The organism is Streptomyces sp. NPDC002144, assembly GCF_053593695.1.
Genome location: NZ_JBSFDB010000008.1, coordinates 15,505 through 34,368, shown reverse-complemented (window position 1 = coordinate 34,368; position 18,864 = coordinate 15,505). Strand labels below are relative to the sequence as shown.

Sequence of the window (18,864 nt, the reverse complement as noted above, 5' to 3'; positions counted from 1 at the left end):
GAAAGGAAATCCGGTGGCACAGAAGGTTCAGGTCCTTCTTGTCGACGACATCGACGGCGGCGAGGCGGACGAGACCGTCACGTTCGCGTTGGACGGCAAGACGTACGAGATCGATCTCACGACCGCCAATGCGGACAAGCTTCGCGGCCTTCTCGAGCCTTACGTGAAGGGTGGTCGGCGTACCGGAGGCCGCTCTTCGGGTGGGCGCGGAAAGGCGCGCGCGACTTCCGGAGGCAGCCAGGACACCGCGCAGATCCGCGCGTGGGCCAAGGAGAACGGTTACGAGGTCAACGACCGCGGCCGCGTTCCGGCGTCCATTCGCGAGGCCTACGAGAAGGCCAACGCCTGATCACCGGCCCGGGAAAGGGCTTCCGGCCGCGCACACGCGCGTCGCAGCCACAGCCGGTGGCACTGCGTTGCCACCGTGTCCACGAGTCGTACGAGATCGGGGGCGCCCCCACCGCCCCCCAGGGCCGACAGCGTCGGCAGCGAGGCCTCGACCTCGCACCCCGGCACAGGGGGCCGCAGCCACACGGCGGCCCCCTGCAGGGAGCCCGTGCGGTCCAGGGGGAGCCGTAGGGCCCCTTCCGGGCACAGGGTCTCTTCTGGGCACAGAGTCTCTTCCGGCCGTAGGGCCTCTCCCGGCCGCACGGTCGCTCCGAGTCGTACCGCCCCCTCGGGCGGCAGTGGCGCGTCCATGACTCCGCCCTCGCCGATCACGGCCAGATCCAGCGTCAGCGGGCCCCACTCCAGCCACTCCAGCAGGCCCGGCAGTTCCTCGGCGCTGCCCGCCGCCACCAGCAGCCGCATCCTGTCGCCGCACACCGCGACCGGGGAGGTCGGCGCGAGATGGCGCAGGCCCGCCCGGCCCGCCTCGGCGGGGACCTCCAGGACGTCGAAACGTTCCCCCACCCGCAGCCGTACCGGATCTACCGGATCTCCCGGATCTCGAAGATCTCCCGGATTCTGTGGATCCGCGGGCACCGTCGGCCACCCCAGTTCGTTCTCGTACCACCGGCGGACATGATCGCCGGGAACGTCGGCCGGATCGAGCGGCCGGCGGGGAAGCGGGACCTTGGTGCGGTCCGTCGGGAGCGAGGGAGGTGTTGCCTGTGAGCGGCTGCCAACCATGTACATCGCAACCGCCGAACGGCTCCGAGAGTTACGCTGGGTGCTCTAACTCGTGCGCAGAGTGCTGGAAACGGGGGCGCGCGGGGGTGCGGCGGAGCGCAAGGTTGTTCGCCCATAGCGGAGGGATGGGGGGCGTACGGCATGGAGTGTCAGTGCGAGCGGGTAAGACATCCCTAGTGGGAGGGGGCGACACGCAGGGCAGGGCGTCTCACGTTCGCCATCGGCGTACTGATGGTGAGGGTAACTGCCTGGCCTGCGGGAACATCGTCTCGCACCATCGGGTTGGAGCATATGTCGGCGTTAGCGGGGTCAGGAGGCCATCGACGGTGTCGGCAGTTGGAATGAGCGGTCCCCGCTTGCGGGACTAAGCTGCGGAAGGACAGGGAGGGGAAGTTCCCCCCACTGCCTGACCGCTCTGAGGAGCGATTAACGATGTTCGAGAGGTTCACCGACCGCGCGCGGCGGGTTGTCGTCCTGGCTCAGGAAGAAGCCCGGATGCTCAACCACAACTACATCGGCACCGAGCACATCCTCCTGGGCCTGATCCACGAGGGTGAGGGTGTCGCCGCCAAGGCCCTTGAGAGCCTCGGGATTTCGCTCGAGGCGGTCCGCCAGCAGGTGGAGGAGATCATCGGCCAGGGCCAGCAGGCCCCGTCCGGGCACATCCCCTTCACCCCCCGTGCCAAGAAGGTCCTGGAGCTGTCGCTCCGCGAGGCCCTTCAGCTGGGCCACAACTACATCGGCACGGAGCACATCCTGCTCGGCCTGATCCGTGAGGGCGAGGGCGTCGCCGCCCAGGTCCTGGTCAAGCTGGGCGCTGATCTCAACCGGGTGCGGCAGCAGGTCATCCAGCTGCTCTCCGGCTACCAGGGCAAGGAGACCGCCACCGCCGGCGGGCCTGCCGAGGGCACCCCCTCGACGTCCCTGGTCCTCGACCAGTTCGGCCGGAACCTCACCCAGGCCGCTCGTGAGTCCAAGCTCGACCCGGTCATCGGGCGCGAGAAGGAGATCGAGCGGGTCATGCAGGTGCTGTCCCGCCGTACCAAGAACAACCCGGTCCTGATCGGTGAGCCCGGCGTCGGCAAGACCGCCGTCGTCGAGGGCCTCGCCCAGGCCATCGTCAAGGGCGAGGTGCCCGAGACCCTCAAGGACAAGCACCTCTACACCCTGGACCTCGGCGCGCTGGTCGCCGGCTCCCGCTACCGCGGTGACTTCGAGGAGCGCCTGAAGAAGGTGCTCAAGGAGATCCGCACCCGCGGCGACATCATCCTGTTCATCGACGAGCTGCACACGCTGGTCGGTGCGGGTGCCGCCGAGGGCGCCATCGACGCCGCTTCGATCCTGAAGCCGATGCTGGCCCGCGGTGAGCTGCAGACCATCGGTGCGACCACGCTGGACGAGTACCGCAAGCACCTGGAGAAGGACGCGGCCCTGGAGCGCCGCTTCCAGCCCATCCAGGTAGCGGAGCCGTCCCTGCCGCACACGATCGAGATCCTCAAGGGTCTGCGCGACCGGTACGAGGCCCACCACCGCGTGTCCATCACGGACGAGGCGCTGGTGCAGGCCGCCACCCTGGCCGACCGGTACATCTCGGACCGCTTCCTGCCGGACAAGGCGATCGACCTGATCGACGAGGCCGGTTCCCGGATGCGCATCCGCCGGATGACCGCGCCGCCGGACCTGCGCGAGTTCGACGAGAAGATCGCCGGCGTGCGCCGCGACAAGGAGTCCGCGATCGACTCGCAGGACTTCGAGAAGGCCGCCTCCCTGCGCGACAAGGAGAAGCAGCTCCTGGCCGCCAAGGCCAAGCGGGAGAAGGAGTGGAAGGCCGGCGACATGGACGTCGTCGCCGAGGTCGACGGCGAGCTGATCGCCGAGGTCCTCGCCACCGCCACCGGCATCCCGGTCTTCAAGCTGACCGAGGAGGAGTCCTCGCGTCTGCTGCGCATGGAGGACGAGCTCCACAAGCGGGTCATCGGCCAGGTCGACGCCGTCAAGGCGCTGTCGAAGGCGATCCGTCGTACGCGTGCGGGTCTGAAGGACCCGAAGCGTCCTGGTGGTTCGTTCATCTTCGCCGGCCCGTCCGGTGTCGGTAAGACCGAGCTGTCCAAGGCGCTCGCCGAGTTCCTCTTCGGTGACGAGGACGCGCTGATCTCCCTCGACATGTCGGAGTTCAGCGAGAAGCACACGGTGTCGCGTCTCTTCGGTTCGCCCCCCGGCTACGTGGGCTACGAAGAGGGCGGCCAGCTGACCGAGAAGGTCCGCCGCAAGCCGTTCTCCGTCGTCCTCTTCGACGAGGTCGAGAAGGCCCACCCGGACATCTTCAACTCGCTGCTGCAGATCCTGGAGGACGGTCGCCTGACCGACTCCCAGGGCCGGGTCGTGGACTTCAAGAACACGGTCATCATCATGACGACCAACCTCGGCACCCGGGACATCTCCAAGGGCTTCAACCTGGGCTTCGCGGCCTCGGGTGACACGAAGACCAACTACGAGCGCATGAAGAACAAGGTCCAGGACGAGCTCAAGCAGCACTTCCGGCCCGAGTTCCTCAACCGCGTCGACGACGTGGTCGTCTTCCCGCAGCTGACCCAGACCGACATCCTCGCGATCGTCGACCTGATGATCAGCAAGGTGGACGAGCGCCTCAAGGACCGGGACATGGGCATCGAGCTCTCCCAGTCCGCCAAGGAGCTGCTCTCCCAGAAGGGTTACGACCCCGTGCTGGGTGCCCGGCCGCTGCGCCGCACCATCCAGCGCGAGATCGAGGACACCCTCTCGGAGAAGATCCTCTTCGGCGAGCTGCGCCCCGGTCACATCGTGGTCGTGGACACGGAGGGCGAGGGCGAGACCAAGACCTTCACCTTCCGCGGCGAGGAGAAGTCGGCCCTGCCGGACGTCCCGCCGATCGAGCAGGCGGCCGGCGGCGCCGGTCCGAACCTGAGCAAGGAGGCGTAAGCCTCACGGCGACGCCCCAAGGGGCCGGTGCTTTCGGGCACCGGCCCCTTTCGCTTGCCCCAGGAATGCGGCGGCTACGACAACTGGCCGTCGTAGTCCGGGAGTTTGAAGGTTTTGTCGGCGTGGCCGCCCGAGAGGTCGGTGGCGCTGTTGCCGATGTTGGCGATGATGTCGTAGCCCTTGTTCTCGATGTCGACGCGCTGGGCGGTCTTGTAGGCGGCGACGTCCTTGAAGAGGTCGAAGAAGCCGCGGACGTAGAGGCCGGAGACCTCGTAGCCGTCGTACTCGAGGTTGTACTCGGTGGGCACGGAGATGATGCCGGGGCGGGCCGTGACGAAGAACAGGGAGACGCCGTGCTCCTGGGCGTACTTCGCGACGTTCAGGACCGGCCTGTTGGCCGGCTGCGGGTAGCTGAAGCCGAAGTCGGTCTCCAGCGTGGTGTTGTCGATGTCGAAGACGATCGCCTGCTTCTCGCCGGACGCGGCCGCGGCGACGCGCTGCTGGATGTAGGGCAGTGCCTGGTCCATCACGGTCTGGCAGTCCTTCTGCCAGGTGGCGTAGTCGACCTTCGCGGTGCTCGTGGCCGCGTTGGCGGGGGCGCCGAGCGCCACCAGGGCCGAGGCGGAGACGGCGATGACGGCGGTGCGGCGCGCCCAGGGGCGTCGTCTTGTCATGGGGGGTCCTCTCGCGTCCGTATGTCGTTGTCCTGTGCATGTTCGAGGGCGAGGGTGGCGCGAGGGGAACCGTAGGGTTACTGGCCGGTAAGTGGCCAGAGATGTGCGTCACATGGGACAGGGATTTCCATCAGGCCTTGTGGCGGCGGCCGGTGACATGAGGCACAGGCGATTTGTCCGTTACTAGCGCTGATAGTGGGATGTCATCGCTTTCGCTCCGGCGTGGAATGGGATTTTCGCCAGTCATTACTAGGGAACGCCGTAGATGCCCTGTTTTGGGCTTTGTGGGGGTCCGGGTTACCAAGGGATGGCCCATCCGGCGGACGTCGTGCGTCGGGTGGTTTTCTCTGTCGCCGACCCCCCGAGGTTTCGATGTCCCTGCGTGTCCCGTTCCGTTCTTCCCGTATGTCCCCGCTGCGCACCCGCGCGGCCGTCCTGGCCGCCGGTCTCGGGGCGTCGGTCGTGCTGGGGGCCGGAGTCGCGGTCGCCGCCGACACCACCGCCGCCTCCAGGGCCGCGAGTGCCGTCCAGGCCCAGGCCGCCGCGCAGGCCAAGGCCGCCAAGACCGCCGAGGTCGCCGCCGCCAAGGCCGCGGCCAAGGAGAAGGCCGCCGCCAAGGCCAAGGCTGCCGCGAAGAAGGCCGCTGCCGCGAAGAAGGCCGCCTCCTGGGTCCACCCGGTGCGCAAGTACACGCTCTCCGCGAGGTTCAACCAGGCCGGCAGCATGTGGCAGGCCAAGCACAGCGGGCAGGACTTTGCCGTCCCGAGCGGCACCGACGTCGTCGCCGCGCACGGCGGCACCGTGGTCAAGGCCGGCGGCAACGGCGCCGGTGACGGACCCGCGTACGGCAACGCCATCGTGATCAAGCACGGCAACGGCACCTACTCGCAGTACGCCCACCTGTCCCGCATCGACGTCAAGGTCGGTCAGATCGTCCGCACCGGCCAGCACATAGCCCGGTCCGGCAACACCGGCAACTCCACCGGCCCGCACCTGCACTTCGAGATCCGCACGACCGCGAACTACGGCTCGGCGATCGACCCGGTGGCGTTCCTGCGCGCCAAGGGGCTCAGCCTCTAAGGGGCCTCCGCCGGTGTGCGCGTACCCGCGTGGGCCTGGGCCACCAGGTCCCACGCGACCTCCAGCACCGCCTGGTTCTTCTCCTCGTCGGTGCCCGGCAGGTCGTTGAGCGCGAACATCCCGGCGTGCATCGTGAAGACCGCGCTGACGCAGCGGACCTGGTCCGCGAGGGAGGCGTCCGGATCGACGAGGATGTCCCGCATCCCCATCATCCGGTGGCGGAACATCTCGCCGATGCGCAGCTCCTTCACCGTCCCCTGGTTCTCCTGCATGAAGCGGAAGAGAGGGCGGGCCTCGGACAGCGCCTCGTGGTACCGGCGGACGATCTCCCGCTTGGTCTCCAGGGTGTGCGGCTGTCCCTTGCCCCATTCGATCAGTTCCTCGATGGGCTGGGAGAGGTCCTCGAAGATGCTGACGAGGATCTCTTCCTTCGTCTTGAAGTGGTAGTACAGCGCCGCCTTGGTGACGTCCAGGCGCTCGGCGATCTCGCGCAGCGAGGTCTTCTCATAGCCCTGTTCGGCGAAGAGTTCGAGCGCCACGTCCTGGATGCGCTGGCGAGTGTCTCCGCGGCGCTGCCGCTTGGTGCCGTCCATCGTGCCGCCCATTGTCGCGCTCCTCACGCCCCCTGCTGACTTACTTGCCGCCCGACTAGTAAACTTACTTGACGCCCGGCTAGTTACGGGTCTACCTTCCTCAGTGTAGTCAACTAGCCGGGCGGCAAGTAAGTGGCCGGCCGGGGGGAAGTACCGCAGCAGGTATAGGGGAGTGGGCATGATGGCGGACACAGAGACGGTCGAGACCAAGCCGGACAAACAGCCGAAGAGCGTGCGCGTGGTGCTGCTCGCGCTCATGATCACCATGATGCTGGCGATGCTCGACAACATGATCGTCGGCACCGCGATGCCGACCATCGTGGGCGAGCTCGGCGGCCTGGAGCACCTGTCGTGGGTGGTGACGGCGTACACGCTGGCCACCGCTGCGGCGACCCCGGTCTGGGGCAAGCTCGGTGACATGTTCGGGCGCAAGACCACGTTCATGACCTCGATCGTGATCTTCCTGATCGGCTCCGCGCTCAGCGGCATGGCGCAGAACATGGGCGAGCTGATCGGTTTCCGGGCCGTGCAGGGTCTCGGCGCCGGCGGTCTGATGGTCGGCGTCATGGCGATCATCGGTGACCTGATCCCGCCGCGGGAGCGGGGCAAGTACCAGGGCATGATGGCCGGCGTCATGGCCATCGCGATGATCGGCGGACCGCTGGTCGGCGGCACCATCACCGACAACTGGGGCTGGCGCTGGGCGTTCTACATCAACCTGCCGCTCGGCGTGGTCGCGCTCGGTCTGATCAGCGCGGTGCTGCAGCTGCCGAAGAAGCGGTCCAAGGCCGGCATCGACTACCTCGGCGTGGTCCTGCTGACGGTCGGCATCACCGCCATCGTCCTCGTCACCACCTGGGGCGGCTCCGAGTACTCCTGGACCTCCGCGCGGATCATGGAGCTCATCGGCATCGGCGTGGCCTCGCTGATCGGGTTCGTGTTCTGGCAGACCAAGGCCGCCGAGCCGGTCGTACCGCTGCACATCTTCCGCAGCCGCAACTTCACGCTGATGTCGATCATCGGCTTCATCACCGGCTTCGTGATGTTCGGCGCCACGCTGTACCTGCCGCTGTACCAGCAGTCGGTGCAGGGTGCCTCCGCGACCAACTCCGGTCTGCTCCTGCTGCCGATGCTCGGCGCGATGCTGGTCACCTCCATGGTGGCCGGGCGCGTGACCACCAACACCGGTCGCTACAAGATCTTCCCGGTCGTCGGCAGCGCCCTGATGATCGTCGGGCTGTACCTGCTGTCCACCATGGACACCGGCACCTCGCGGTTCACCTCCGGTGTGTTCATGGCGGTCGTCGGTCTGGGCATGGGCTGCCTGATGCAGGTCACCATGCTGGTCGCGCAGAACAGCGTCGAGATGAAGGACATGGGCGTGGCGTCCTCCTCGACCACCCTGTTCCGGACGCTCGGCTCCTCCTTCGGCGTCGCGATCATGGGCGCGCTGTTCAACAACCGGGTCCAGCACGTGATGGCCGAGCGGGCCGGGTCCCTGGGCGCGAAGATCACCGAGAAGTCGGCGTCGCTGGACGCGAAGAGCCTGGCGAAACTGCCGGCGGTGGCCCGCGAGGCGTACCAGCACGCGGTGTCCGCGGGCACCCACTGGGCGTTCCTGCTCGGCTCCGTGGTGGCCGTGGTCGCACTGATCGCGGCGGTGTTCGTGAAGGAGGTCGCGCTGCGGGGAGCGGGGCCGAAGCCGGAGGGTACGGACGAGGGCGCCGCGGTGCGGCCGCCGGTCGTCGAGGCCGTCTGATCCGACAGTGAGCCGAAGGCCCCCGGATGGTGTCCGCCCCGGGGGCCTTCCTCATGCCCGCGGCCGTGAGGGCCGTTGTCAGTGCCGCGTGCCACCATCGGGTGCATGGACAGGCTGCGCCAGTTGCGGCTGGCCAAGGACGCCATGGATCGGGACTGGGCCGATCCGCAGCTTGATCTGGAGGGGGTGGCCTCGTATGCCGGGTATTCGCGGTTTCACTTCGTACGGGCCTTCAAGGCGGCGTACGGACAGACGCCGGGGCGGTATCTGACCCACCGGCGCATCGAGCGGGCCGAGGAGATGCTGCGCAGCGCCGATCTGAGCGTCACGGAGATCTGCCACCTGGTCGGCTTCAGCAGCCTCGGGACGTTCTCGGCACGGTTCAAGGCCCGTACGGGGCTGACCCCGAGCGCGTACCGGACCAGGCATGTGGGCCGCGGAGCCGCGCTCATACCCGGGTGCTACGCGATGCTGTGGGCGGGCGGCTTCCCGCGGCGGAACGGCGCCTTCGTGGAGGCGCGGGTCAGTGAGTCCGGAGAGGCGCGGAACAGCAATACCGGAGAAGCGCGCTGAAGCCCGTGCTGCCTACCGTGGAGCCATGATTCTTGGTCTGGGCATCAGCACCGTGTGGACGTTCGACCAGCAGCGCACCAAAGCCTTCTTCACTGAGAAGCTGGACTTCGAGGTCCGGGGCGACGTCTCCATGGGGGACATGAGGTGGATCACCGTCGGCGCCAAGGACCAGCCGGGCGTCGAGCTCGCCCTGATGAGCCTCGACGGGCCCGGGCTCGACCCGGAGTCGGCCGAGGCGCTGAAGAAGCTCGTCAGCAAGGGGGTACTGGGGGCGGGGGCGTTCCGTACCGACGACTGCCGCGGTGACTACGAGACCTTCAGGGCGAGGGGCGTCGAGTTCCTCCAGGCGCCGCAGGAGCGGCCGTACGGCATCGAGGCGGTCTTCCGTGACGACAGCGGCAACTGGTACTCGCTGACCGAGCGCAGCGAGGAGCTCGACTTCTCGAAGGACTTCGGGTGAGCGCCGAGGAGCCGGCGCCGGAGCACACCGCTGTGCGGGTCGCGCTGTGGCGGGCCCTGCATCTGCGCGCCGACGCGCCGCCGCACGTCGTCGAGGACGAGGTCGGACTGCGGATCGCGGATCCGGGGGACGGGTGGCGGGAGCGGCCCGACATGGACGTCGACGCCACGCGCCGTACCCGGGCGTCGATCGTGGCCCGGGCCCGGTTCGTGGAGGACCTGGTCGAGGAGCGGGCGGCGGACGGGGTCGGTCAGTACGTCGTCCTCGGCGCCGGGCTGGACACGTTCGCCCAGCGACGGGCGGAGGTCGCCACCCGGTACGGGCTGCGGGTCTTCGAGGTCGACCAGCCCGGTCCACAGGCCTGGAAGCGGCAGCGGCTGGCGGAGCTCGGTCTCGGCGTCCCGGAGTGGCTGTACTTCGTGCCCGTCGACTTCGAGGGGGACTGGTGGGGGCGGTTGCGCGAGGCCGGGTTCGATCCGGGGCGGCCGACGGTGGTGGCCTCGGCGGGCGTCACCATGTACCTCAGCGAGGAGGCGATCGCCGCCACGTTCCGTCTCGTCGCCGGACTCGCCCCCGGTTCGGTGTCCGTCACCACCTTCCTGCGGCCCGTCGAGGACGTCGAGCCCGATCAGCAGGCACAGCTCCGGGTGGCGATAAAGGGGGCCCGGGCGGCCGGCACCCCGTTCCTCACCTTCTACAAACCCGAGCAGATCCTCGCGTCGGCCCGCGAGGCGGGCTTCCGGGAGACCCGGCACGTGTCGGCGGCGGAGCTGGAGAAGCGGTACTTCGCGGACCGGACGGACGGGGTACGGCCGTCACGGGGCGAGGAGCTGCTGGTCGCCGGGACATGACAGGACGGTCAGCGGGATCCCGGGCGCTGGACCGGGACGGCCCCCTGACCTACGGCAGCACCGGATAGCTGCCCGTGTTCGTCGGCGCGTGTTCCGGGAGCCAGAGGACCGCCACCGCGCCCTCCGCCGGGACATGGGCCGGGGCGCCCGCCGGGCGGACGTTGCGGAAGGTCAGGCGGGCGCCCAGGACCCGGGCCTGGCCCGCCGCGATGGTCAGCCCCAGCCCGTGGCCGTGACCGGCGCGGTCGGCGCTGCCCGTGCGGAAGCGGCTCGGGCCCTCCGCGAGCAGGTCGGCGGGGAACCCGGGCCCGTGGTCGCGGACGCGGATGACGCGGCCCTCGACGGTGACCTGGATGGGCGGCTTGCCGTGCCGGGCGGCGTTGGCGAGCAGGTTGAACAGGACCCGCTCCAGCCGGCGCGGGTCGGTCGTGACCATCGACTCGTGCACCACCCGCACCTCGACGTCCGGGTCCTTGGCCGCCACCCGCCGGGCGACGAACTCGCCGAGCATCAGGTCCTGCAGCTCGGCCCGCTCGGAGGCACCGTCGAGCCGGGCCACCTCCAGGACGTCCTCGACGAGCGTGCGCATGGCCTTCGCCCGGTCCAGGACCAGCTCGGTCGGACGGCCGGGCGGGAGGAGTTCGGCGGCGGTGAGCAGACCCGTCACCGGCGTGCGCAGCTCGTGCGCGATGTCGGCGGTCACCCGGCGCTCCGCCTCCAGCCGCTGCTGCAGCGCGTCCGCCATGGCGTCCACCGCGCTCGCGAGGTCGTCGGTCTCGTCCCGTACGACCCCGCCGATCGCGTCCCGCACCCGGACGTCCGGCTCGCCCCTGGCGACCTGGTTGGCCGCGGCCGCCGCCTTGCGCAGCCGCCTCGAGAACTGTCCGCCGATGAGCACGCCGAGCGCGCTGCCGCCGAGGACGACCGCGATGGAGCCGATGACCAGGGCCTGGTCGAGGTCGTTGAGGATGTCCGTGCTGCGGTCGGTCCACCCGGTGTGCAGCGACAGCACATGCCCGCCCTTGACCGGCACGGCCGCCCAGATGTCCGGAACGCCGTTGTGCCGGTCGGTGACATAGGTCGCCCGGCGCCCCTGCTCGACCTTCTCCCGCAGCGGCGACGGCAGGTCCGGGGCGTCCTGCTGGACGTTGGGGAAGTTCACCCGGCCGGACAGCTCGTAGCTGCGCTGGGCGATCTGGAGCCGCTCGTCCGCGAGGTCGCGCGCGTTGTCCAGCATCGAGACCCGGGCCGCGTTGTGCACGACCAGGCTCAGCGCGATCGCGACCAGCGCCCCGACCAGAGCGATGGCCGCGCTGAGTTTCCAGCGCAGCCCGGTACTGAGTTTCCGGCGCAGTCCCGCACGGATGCCGCCCGTCCCCGCGTTCCGGAATATCCCCCGCATGTCCTCGACGTCCCCGCTCAGGCCTTCAACTTGTAGCCGAAGCCGCGGACCGTCTCGATCCGGTCCTGGCCGATCTTCGTACGCAACCGCTGCACATGGACGTCCACCACCCGTGTGTCCCCGCCCCAGCCGTAGTCCCACACCCGCTCCAGCAGCTTGTCGCGCGACAGGACCGTGCCCGGCGCGGAGGAGAACTCCAGCAGCAGCCGCATCTCGGTCGGGGTCAGCCCCACCGGCTGCCCCGCGCGGCGCACCTCCATGCCCTCGGTGTCGATCTCCAGTTCGCCGAAGGTCAGCACCCCGCCGGCGACCGCGGGGGCGTGGTCGTCGCCCCTGTCCCCGCCCCCGGCGTGACCGAAGCGCCGCAGCACCGCGCGTATCCGCGCCACCAGGACCGCTCCGTCGAAGGGCTTGGTCACATAGTCGTCGGCGCCCGCCTCCAAGCCCAGGACCACGTCGATGGAGTCGGCCCGCGCCGACAGCATGATGACCGGCACGGTCGACTCGTCGCGGATACGGCGGCACAGGCTGACGCCGTCGAGGCCGGGCACCATGACGTCGAGCAGCGCGATGTCGGGCTGGTCCGCCCGGAACGCCTCCAGCCCCGACAGGCCGTCGGGCATCGCGGTGACCGCGAAGCCGTCCCGCTCGAGGGCGAGCTGGGTGGCCTCGCGGATGACGTCGTCGTCCTCGACGAACAGGACGTGGGTCTGGTCTGCCATCCCGGTGCTCTCAGTTCTCGTGTCGGTCGTGGCGTACGTACTGCTGGTGGATCGTCCCGAGCGGGCCGAACGGTTCACGAGCGTCACTTCGACGGCGAGGCGCCGCTCCCGACGGCGTTGCTGTAGTCGTTGTGCGTGCGGTACTCCTCGGTGAAGCGGCCCGCGGCCCAGCGATACGTGATCACGTTCTCGCCGGACGGACTCGACACCGGGTCACCCTTCTCGTACACCTGTTTGGTCACCACCAGGTCGCCGCGGTCTATCTCCGCGTAGACCGGAGGTTCCTCGGCCTGGAACACATTCTCGTACCGACCGTCCTGCTCGCGATACACATATGAGCCGACCCCCACGGCGTCACTGCAGGTCAGCACATTCACCACGACGTCGTCCGAAGGACCTCCGGTCAGTTCTCCGTACGACACGTCGACCGGGTACTCGTCGGCCACGCACGGCTTCAGCTCGCGCTTGACCTCCGCCGAGACCTGCGGATCGTCCTTGACCAGCTTGACCGCGTCCACGCGCGCGGTCTGGGAGGGAGCGGGGGCGGGTTTTGGCGTGGCCGCGGCGCCGGCCACCGAGTCGGCGTGCGCCGGGCCCTCGTCGCGCGCGCCGGTGCCGCCGGTGGCGCAGCCGGAGGCGAAAAGGCCGAGGGCGGCGAGCACGGCCACCGCCGTGAACGCCGCCTGCAGGGTCGCCCGGTCCGGGGTGGACCGCCCCGTGCCGGTCAGGCCGCCGTGCAACGCTCCCGCTCCTCACGCTCCAGCGCGCGTGCGTCCAGGTCACGGCTCTCCAGCTCCTCGCGGAGCCGGGCGAGCGCCCGGTGCAGCGTGCTCTTGACCGTTCCGGCCGACATGCCGAGGGCGGCGGCCGTCTCCTCCGTGGACATCTGCTCCCAGTGTCGCAGTACGACAACACTGCGCTGTTTCGGCGCGAGAACTTTCATGATGTCCATAAGAAGCGCGCGGTCCGCGTGCTGCTCCGTGGCGTCGTCCACGGACGCGTCCGGCAGCTGCTCGGTCGGGACCTCCTCCAGCTTGCGCGCCCGCCACCACTCCGTCCGGGTGTTGATCATCACCCGGCGGAGGTAGGCGTCCGCGAGTCGCTTGTCCGCGATGCCCTCCCAGCGGCCGTACGTCCGCACCAGCGCCGTCTGGAGGAGGTCCTGGGCGTCCGTCGGATCCGGGACCAGCCGGCGGGCACTGCGCAGCAGCGCGTCCTGCCGGGTGCGGACGTACTCCTCGAACTCGAGCACCTCGCCCTGCGCCATGTCGAACCGCCTCCTGAATCCCCGTTTCCGCGCGGCCCCTCGCCGGCGGTGTCTTTCGTGGGAATGAAGCTACGGAGGCGTTGTCACGGCGCTGTCCGAGCCAGCACTCGGCTGGCAATCGGCTGTACGTCGGTTGTGTAACGAACGTAGGAACGGGGTAAAGGGGCGCACCAGTTGATGGAGCTATCGACCGGTTTGCCCCTGCGGTGCCTGTGACGTTACGGCGGATTACGTCAACGGCAGCCGATACAAACCACCGGGAAGGGGCTCCACGAGTCCGTCCGCGACGAGCCCGTCCAGCGCCCGCGCCCGCTGCACCGGCTCGTGCCACACCCGGTCCAGCACCGCCTGCGGGACGGGCGCGTGGGCCTCGCGCAGCACGGCGAGCAGCTTGCCGCGCACCTGGCGGTCGGTACCGGCGTACGTCTGCCCCTTGCGCGCCGGTCCCTCGTGCTCCGGCTTGCCCGCGAGCCGCCAGGCGCACTGCGCGGCGATCGGGCAGCGGTGACAGGACTCGTTCTTCGCGGTGCACACCAGCGCGCCGAGCTCCATGGAGGCGGCGGCCCAGCGCGAGGCGATCGCCTCGTCCTCGGGCAACAGGGCGCGGGCGAGTTTGCGTTCGGCGGCAGTGGTGGCGTTCGGCGGGTACTGGACGCCGGTGACGGCGCGCGCGAAGACCCGGCGGACGTTGGTGTCGAGCACCGCGTGCCGCTGCCCGTACGCGAAGGAGGCGACGGCCGCGGCCGTGTACTCGCCGATGCCGGGCAGCGCGAGCAGCTGCGCGTGATCGGTGGGTACGTCGCCGCCGTGCCGTTCCGTTATGGCGACCGCGGCGCCGTGCAGCCGCAGGGCGCGGCGCGGGTAGCCGAGCCGGCCCCAGGCGCGGACGGCCTCGCCGGGGGCCTCCTGGGCCAGGTCGGCGGGGCGCGGCCAGCGGGCCAGCCACTGCTCGTAGACCGGCAGGACGCGGCTGACCGGGGTCTGCTGCAGCATGAACTCGCTGACCATCACGCCCCAGGGGCCGGCCTCCGGGCGGCGCCACGGCAGGTCGCGGGCGTGTTCGTCGAACCAGTCGATGACGGGGGAGTGCAGTGCGGTGTGGGGGGCTTGGGTCTCGGGGGTGTTCGTGAGCGCAGTCATGGCCTTCTGATCCTGCCACGGCCCGCGACGGTTGGGCGGCTTTGCCCGGCGCCGGTGGGTGGGTCGCCGATTCCGGGATGATGATCCGGAAAAGTTGACGTAGTGGCGGCGGGTGGGGCAAGCGAACGCGCCGATCTCTCGTACAGTTTGCGCCGTGGGATCTCTGCGCAATCCTGTCGGGCCGCTTCCCTCCACCATCTACTGGCGCCGGAGGGTCGTACTGCTGTCCGTTCTAGCCCTGTTGGCGCTGCTGATCACCTGGATCGTGACGTCGGGCGGCGGGGGCGGCAAGAAGGACGACGGCTCGAAGGGCAGGACGCCCGCGCCCACCATCACGGCGGGCCCGTCGAGTTCGGGTCCCGCGATCAGCCAGGCGCCCGGCGGCCGGGACGATTCGGGCGGCTCGGGATCCAGCGGTTCGGACTCCGGGGGGAGTTCGGGATCGTCGGGCTCGGACGGCGGGTCCGGTGCCGGGTCGGCGGGTGGTGCCGGTGGTTCCGGTGGTACGGAGGGGTCCGGCGGCGGTGCCGGCGGCTCGGGTACCGGGGCCGGCGTGGGTCAGGGAGACACGATTCCGGCGGGCTCCACGCTGCCCAACTGCACGGCGAGCGCGGTCCGGTTGAGCGTGCGCAGCCTGCACAACAGCTACGGTCCGGGTGACACGCCCACACTCCTGCTGACCGCGAGGAACGTCTCCGGGCAGGACTGCAAGGTGGATCTCGGGCCGAAGAGCGCGGTGTTGACGATCTCGCAGTCGGACAGCAGCGACGACTACTGGTCCTCCGCCGACTGTCCCAGGACCTCCGGCAGCCTGCTCTTCCGCGCACCGGCCGGCAGCAGCATCACGTACACCGTCAAATGGGACCGCAAGCCGAGCGCCCCCAACTGCGCGACCCCGCCCGCGGGTTCGGCCGGGGCGGGGACGTACCTGGTGGAGCTGACGGCCGCCGGGTTCGGCAAGCAGCAGTCGTCGTTCGTCCTGAACGACGACTGAGGCCGGGCCGCGGCCTCGGGCCCGGCCGCGTCGAGGCGGGTCAGCCGAGGCGGGTCAGTTGAGCGCGACCGGCTCCGGGGTGCCGTAGAAGGTGACGGCCGGCTGCGGAACACGATCTTCACGCTGCCCGCGCCCTCGCTGTAGACGGGGTCCGGGAGGACGGCCGTCCCGGTGAACTCGGTGTTCGGGGGGAAGCCGACCGTGGACGTCCCGGCGTCGACGGCCTGTGCCGAGGTGGTGGTGCCCAGTACCGCGCCCGCCGCGGTCGTTCCCGACTAGCCGAGCAGCGAGCGTCTCGAAATGCTGGTCAAGGTGCCCCCGCTTCATGGCCGTGCCGGGTGTCTCCCGGAGCCACGTTCGAGCGTATGCACGAGCCGGGCGGGTGGGGCTGAACGGTGGCGTCCGTAAGTGGAAGGCGGTGCGGGTGGGGCCGGGGCGGCTACACGTACCGTTCCAGGATCGAGCTCTCCGCCAGGCGGGACAGGCCCTCGCGGACGCTGCGGGCCCGGGCCTCGCCCACGCCGTCCACGGTCTGCAGGTCGTCGACGCTGGCCGCGAGGAGCTTCTGGAGGCCGCCGAAGTGTTCCACCAGCCGGTCGATGATGGCGCCGGGCAGGCGGGGGACCTTGGCGAGCAGGCGGAAGCCGCGCGGGGAGACCGCCGAGTCCAACGCCTCGGGGGAGCCGGTGTAGCCCAACGCTCTCGCCACCGTGGGCAGTTCGAGCAGCTCGGCGTGGCTGAGGGCGTCGAGCTCGTACAGCGCCTCGTCGACCGTGCGGGAGCGCTTCGCGGTGGGCTCGGGGACGTAGTCGCGCACGACCAGCTCGCGCTCGGGCTCCACGCCGGCGATCAACTCGTCCAGCTGGAGGGCGAGGAGACGCCCGTCGGTGCCCAGTTCGACCACGTATTCGGCGATTTCGGTGGCGATGCGGCGGACCATCTCCAGACGCTGGGCGACGGCGGAGACATCGCGGACCGTCACCAGGTCCTCGATCTCCAGCGCCGAGAGCGTGCCCGCCACCTCGTCCAGCCGGAGCTTGTAGCGCTCCAGGGTCGCGAGCGCCTGGTTGGCGCGGGACAGGATCGCCGCCGAGTCCTCGAGGACGCGGCGCTGCCCGTCGACGTACAGCGCGATCAGCCGCATCGACTGGGAGACGGAGACCACGGGGAAGCCGACCTGCTTGGAGACGCGGTCCGCCGTGCGGTGCCGGGTGCCGGTCTCCTCCGTCGGGATCGTCGCGTCCGGCACGAACTGCACGCCCGCCCGGAGGATCTTCGACAGGTCGGAGGAGATCACGATGCCGCCGTCGAGCTTGCACAGCTCGCGCAGGCGCGTGGCCGTGAACTCCACGTCCAGCACGAAACCGCCCGTGCACATGGCTTCGACGGTCTTGTCGAAGCCCAGCACGATGAGTCCGCCGGTGTTGCCGCGGAGCACGCGCTCCAGGCCGTCACGCATCGCCGTGCCGGGAGCCACGGCGCTCAGAGAGGCGCGCATCAGGCCATCGGCGCCGGAGCTCCCGCCGGACTTTCCGGGAGCTGCCGCCCGGTCGTTGGCTGCCACTGCACTCCTCCGGTCGCAGGTTCTGGGGCGCCCCCGTGTCGCACATTCTGTTCGTACAGGCGGGCGAGACCAGGGCAAAGTCTACCGGCGGTCCTCCTCGTCCCGTGGGGCCTCTCGGCGACGAGAGCGGGGAAGGACCCTCAGGGCGTCCCCTATGTCCGCCACTTCCAGGACCTTCATGCCCGTCGGGATCTTGCCCGGATCACCCGGCACCAGGGCGTGCGTGAAGCCCAGACGGTGTGCTTCGGCGAGCCGGCGCTGGACGCCCGTGACCCGTCTGACCTCGCCCGCGAGGCCCACCTCGCCGATCGCGACGAGGTTCTTCGGCAGCGGGGTGTCACTTGCGGCGGAGGCCAGCGCGAGGGCGATCGCGAGGTCGGCGGCGGGCTCGGACAACTTCACACCGCCGACCGTCGCGGAGTAGATGTCCCGCTTGCCGAGCGCGCTGATCCGGCCCCGCTGCTCCAGGACGGCCAGCATCATCGAGACGCGGGAGGTCTCCAGGCCGGAGGTGGTGCGGCGGGGGGAGGGGATCTGCGAGTCGACGGTGAGCGCCTGGACCTCGGCGACCAGGGGGCGGCGGCCCTCCAGGGTGACCGTCAGACAGGTGCCCGGGACCGGTTCGTCACGTCGTGTCAGGAAAAGTCCGCTCGGGTCGGCGAGGCCCGTGATGCCCTCGTCGTGCAGCTCGAAGCAGCCGACCTCGTCCGTGGTGCCGTACCGGTTCTTGACGCCTCGCACCAGGCGCAGACGCGCGTGCCGGTCGCCCTCGAAGTTCAGGACGACGTCCACGAGGTGTTCCAGGAGCCGGGGACCCGCGATGGCGCCGTCCTTGGTGACATGGCCCACAAGCAGCGTGGACATGCCCCGCTCCTTGGAGGCGCGGATGAGCGCGCCGGCGACCTCGCGCACCTGCGCCATGCCGCCGGGGGCGCCGTCGATCTCGGGGGAGGCCACGGTCTGCACGGAGTCGAGGATGAGCAGGGAGGGCTTCACCGCGTCCAAGTGGCCGAGCACGGCGGCGAGATCGGTCTCGGCGGCGAGATACAGATCGTCGTGGATGGCCTTGATGCGGTCGGCGCGCAGCCGGACCTGGCTCGCCGACTCCTCACCGGTGACGTAGAGGGTGCGGTGCTCGTCGCTCGCCGACTTGGCCGCCACGTCCAGCAGGAGCGTGGACTTGCCCACACCGGGTTCACCCGCGAGCAGCACCACCGCGCCGGGCACCAGACCGCCCCCGAGCACCCGGTCCAGCTCGGGCACGCCGGTGGAGCGGGCCGTGGCCTGCCGGCCGTCGACCTGGCCGATGGGCACCGCGGAGGTGGTCACCCGCCCCGGTGTCGTCGTACGGACCGCGGGCGCGCCGTACTCCTCGATCGTCCCCCACGCCTGGCACTCGGGGCAGCGACCGAGCCACTTGGCCGTCTGCCAGCCGCACTCGGTGCAGCGGTAGGACGGGCGGTCCTTGGTGGTCTTGGTACGGGCAGCCATGTCGAGAACCGTAACCGCCGCCACTGACAACGAGGGCTCGTCGGTGCCGCGAACGGCGCCGACGAGCCCCCGCGCCGGGCCGAACCGGTCGGCCGCAGCCCGAGCCGGCCGCGGACCGAACCGTTCCTGTCCCCGATTGAGGGATCGTTTCACCCGTACGGAGTAAATGTGTTCAAGGGGGCAGAAGGCCCTGCTCTCCGCCCCC

The 18,864-nt window shown here is 70.0% G+C and carries 18 protein-coding genes; 8 read left to right on the top strand and 10 right to left on the bottom strand.

Features of this window, described 5'->3' with window-relative positions:
- Nucleotides 1-13: 13 nt before the first annotated feature.
- A complete protein-coding gene (locus tag ACWCQ1_RS14205; RefSeq protein WP_358602369.1) occupies nt 14-349 on the top strand; it encodes a histone-like nucleoid-structuring protein Lsr2 in 336 nt (111 codons plus the stop codon).
- On the opposite strand, the gene ACWCQ1_RS14200 is transcribed toward ACWCQ1_RS14205, so the two are convergent.
- Nucleotides 328-1,131 (bottom strand): SCO3374 family protein, encoded by an 804-nt coding sequence (locus tag ACWCQ1_RS14200; protein ID WP_451026581.1) that lies wholly within the window; start codon nt 1,129-1,131, stop codon nt 328-330. The genes ACWCQ1_RS14205 and ACWCQ1_RS14200 overlap by 22 nt on opposite strands.
- 432 nt (nt 1,132-1,563) lie before the next feature.
- Between ACWCQ1_RS14200 and ACWCQ1_RS14195 the strand changes: the two genes are divergently transcribed.
- A complete protein-coding gene (locus tag ACWCQ1_RS14195) occupies nt 1,564-4,089 on the top strand; it encodes an ATP-dependent Clp protease ATP-binding subunit (protein WP_133044305.1) in 2,526 nt (841 codons plus the stop codon).
- Nucleotides 4,090-4,163: 74 nt separating this feature from the next.
- Here ACWCQ1_RS14195 and ACWCQ1_RS14190 read toward each other — a convergent pair whose 3' ends face one another.
- Entirely contained in the window at nt 4,164-4,763 is a 600-nt protein-coding gene (locus tag ACWCQ1_RS14190; protein WP_358602375.1) for an HAD family acid phosphatase, read from the bottom strand.
- A 372-nt stretch (nt 4,764-5,135) separates the two neighbouring features.
- Here ACWCQ1_RS14190 and ACWCQ1_RS14185 point away from each other — a divergent pair, with 372 nt between their 5' ends.
- Entirely contained in the window at nt 5,136-5,843 is a 708-nt protein-coding gene (locus tag ACWCQ1_RS14185) for a M23 family metallopeptidase (protein ID WP_451026580.1), read from the top strand.
- On the opposite strand, the gene ACWCQ1_RS14180 is transcribed toward ACWCQ1_RS14185, so the two are convergent.
- Nucleotides 5,840-6,448 (bottom strand): TetR/AcrR family transcriptional regulator, encoded by a 609-nt coding sequence (locus ACWCQ1_RS14180; RefSeq protein WP_451026579.1) that lies wholly within the window; start codon nt 6,446-6,448, stop codon nt 5,840-5,842. The two genes, ACWCQ1_RS14185 and ACWCQ1_RS14180, sit on opposite strands and share 4 nt — an antisense overlap.
- 169 nt (nt 6,449-6,617) lie before the next feature.
- Here ACWCQ1_RS14180 and ACWCQ1_RS14175 point away from each other — a divergent pair, with 169 nt between their 5' ends.
- The 4 genes from ACWCQ1_RS14175 to ACWCQ1_RS14160 all read left to right on the top strand — a co-directional run bounded on the left by ACWCQ1_RS14175 (nt 6,618) and on the right by ACWCQ1_RS14160 (nt 10,079).
- Nucleotides 6,618-8,195, top strand: coding sequence for an MDR family MFS transporter (locus ACWCQ1_RS14175; RefSeq protein WP_451026671.1), 1,578 nt, complete (start codon nt 6,618-6,620; stop codon nt 8,193-8,195).
- A gap of 105 nt (nt 8,196-8,300) precedes the next feature.
- Nucleotides 8,301-8,768: a helix-turn-helix transcriptional regulator gene (locus tag ACWCQ1_RS14170; protein WP_451026578.1), complete on the top strand. Its 468-nt coding sequence runs from the start codon at nt 8,301-8,303 to the stop codon at nt 8,766-8,768.
- A gap of 25 nt (nt 8,769-8,793) precedes the next feature.
- Nucleotides 8,794-9,228, top strand: a complete 435-nt coding sequence (locus tag ACWCQ1_RS14165; protein ID WP_133044310.1) for a VOC family protein — start codon at nt 8,794-8,796, stop codon at nt 9,226-9,228.
- Nucleotides 9,225-10,079: a class I SAM-dependent methyltransferase gene (locus ACWCQ1_RS14160; RefSeq protein WP_451026577.1), complete on the top strand. Its 855-nt coding sequence runs from the start codon at nt 9,225-9,227 to the stop codon at nt 10,077-10,079. The genes ACWCQ1_RS14165 and ACWCQ1_RS14160 overlap by 4 nt, the downstream gene beginning before the upstream one ends.
- A gap of 49 nt (nt 10,080-10,128) precedes the next feature.
- On the opposite strand, the gene cseC is transcribed toward ACWCQ1_RS14160, so the two are convergent.
- The 5 genes from cseC to ACWCQ1_RS14135 all read right to left on the bottom strand — a co-directional run bounded on the left by cseC (nt 10,129) and on the right by ACWCQ1_RS14135 (nt 14,610).
- A complete protein-coding gene (cseC, locus tag ACWCQ1_RS14155; protein WP_451026576.1) occupies nt 10,129-11,481 on the bottom strand; it encodes a two-component system sensor histidine kinase CseC in 1,353 nt (450 codons plus the stop codon).
- 17 nt (nt 11,482-11,498) lie between these two features.
- Nucleotides 11,499-12,203 carry a two-component system response regulator CseB gene (gene cseB, locus ACWCQ1_RS14150; RefSeq protein ID WP_358602395.1) on the bottom strand — a complete coding sequence of 235 codons (705 nt, stop codon included), beginning with the start codon at nt 12,201-12,203 and terminating at the stop codon, nt 11,499-11,501.
- 83 nt (nt 12,204-12,286) lie between these two features.
- The gene (locus tag ACWCQ1_RS14145) at nt 12,287-12,943 is read right to left on the bottom strand and encodes a hypothetical protein (RefSeq protein ID WP_451026575.1); all 657 of its coding nucleotides are present in this window, start codon (nt 12,941-12,943) and stop codon (nt 12,287-12,289) included.
- A complete protein-coding gene (locus tag ACWCQ1_RS14140; protein ID WP_133044313.1) occupies nt 12,928-13,470 on the bottom strand; it encodes a SigE family RNA polymerase sigma factor in 543 nt (180 codons plus the stop codon). The genes ACWCQ1_RS14145 and ACWCQ1_RS14140 overlap by 16 nt, the downstream gene beginning before the upstream one ends.
- 228 nt (nt 13,471-13,698) lie before the next feature.
- Complete coding sequence (locus ACWCQ1_RS14135; RefSeq protein WP_358602398.1) at nt 13,699-14,610, bottom strand: HhH-GPD family protein; 912 nt, start codon at nt 14,608-14,610, stop codon at nt 13,699-13,701.
- A gap of 154 nt (nt 14,611-14,764) precedes the next feature.
- On the opposite strand from ACWCQ1_RS14135, the gene ACWCQ1_RS14130 reads away from it, so the two are divergent.
- Nucleotides 14,765-15,604: a hypothetical protein gene (locus ACWCQ1_RS14130; protein WP_358602401.1), complete on the top strand. Its 840-nt coding sequence runs from the start codon at nt 14,765-14,767 to the stop codon at nt 15,602-15,604.
- A gap of 439 nt (nt 15,605-16,043) precedes the next feature.
- On the opposite strand, the gene disA is transcribed toward ACWCQ1_RS14130, so the two are convergent.
- Together disA and radA are read right to left on the bottom strand one after the other, a co-directional pair.
- Nucleotides 16,044-17,168: a DNA integrity scanning diadenylate cyclase DisA gene (gene disA, locus ACWCQ1_RS14125; protein WP_133044316.1), complete on the bottom strand. Its 1,125-nt coding sequence runs from the start codon at nt 17,166-17,168 to the stop codon at nt 16,044-16,046.
- An 81-nt stretch (nt 17,169-17,249) separates the two neighbouring features.
- A complete protein-coding gene (radA, locus tag ACWCQ1_RS14120) occupies nt 17,250-18,659 on the bottom strand; it encodes a DNA repair protein RadA (RefSeq protein ID WP_133044317.1) in 1,410 nt (469 codons plus the stop codon).
- Between the last annotated feature and the right edge of the window lie 205 nt (nt 18,660-18,864).

Coding starts and splice junctions, on each gene's coding strand:
- ACWCQ1_RS14200 (WP_451026581.1), bottom strand. CDS start 1,131: ATGGTTGGCAGCCGCTCACAGGCAACACCTCCCTCGCTCCCGACGGAC.
- ACWCQ1_RS14195 (WP_133044305.1), top strand. CDS start 1,564: ATGTTCGAGAGGTTCACCGACCGCGCGCGGCGGGTTGTCGTCCTGGCT.
- ACWCQ1_RS14190 (WP_358602375.1), bottom strand. CDS start 4,763: ATGACAAGACGACGCCCCTGGGCGCGCCGCACCGCCGTCATCGCCGTC.
- ACWCQ1_RS14185 (WP_451026580.1), top strand. CDS start 5,136: ATGTCCCTGCGTGTCCCGTTCCGTTCTTCCCGTATGTCCCCGCTGCGC.
- ACWCQ1_RS14180 (WP_451026579.1), bottom strand. CDS start 6,448: ATGGGCGGCACGATGGACGGCACCAAGCGGCAGCGCCGCGGAGACACT.
- ACWCQ1_RS14175 (WP_451026671.1), top strand. CDS start 6,618: ATGGCGGACACAGAGACGGTCGAGACCAAGCCGGACAAACAGCCGAAG.
- ACWCQ1_RS14170 (WP_451026578.1), top strand. CDS start 8,301: ATGGACAGGCTGCGCCAGTTGCGGCTGGCCAAGGACGCCATGGATCGG.
- ACWCQ1_RS14165 (WP_133044310.1), top strand. CDS start 8,794: ATGATTCTTGGTCTGGGCATCAGCACCGTGTGGACGTTCGACCAGCAG.
- cseC (WP_451026576.1), bottom strand. CDS start 11,481: ATGCGGGGGATATTCCGGAACGCGGGGACGGGCGGCATCCGTGCGGGA.
- cseB (WP_358602395.1), bottom strand. CDS start 12,203: ATGGCAGACCAGACCCACGTCCTGTTCGTCGAGGACGACGACGTCATC.
- ACWCQ1_RS14140 (WP_133044313.1), bottom strand. CDS start 13,470: ATGGCGCAGGGCGAGGTGCTCGAGTTCGAGGAGTACGTCCGCACCCGG.
- ACWCQ1_RS14135 (WP_358602398.1), bottom strand. CDS start 14,610: ATGACTGCGCTCACGAACACCCCCGAGACCCAAGCCCCCCACACCGCA.
- radA (WP_133044317.1), bottom strand. CDS start 18,659: ATGGCTGCCCGTACCAAGACCACCAAGGACCGCCCGTCCTACCGCTGC.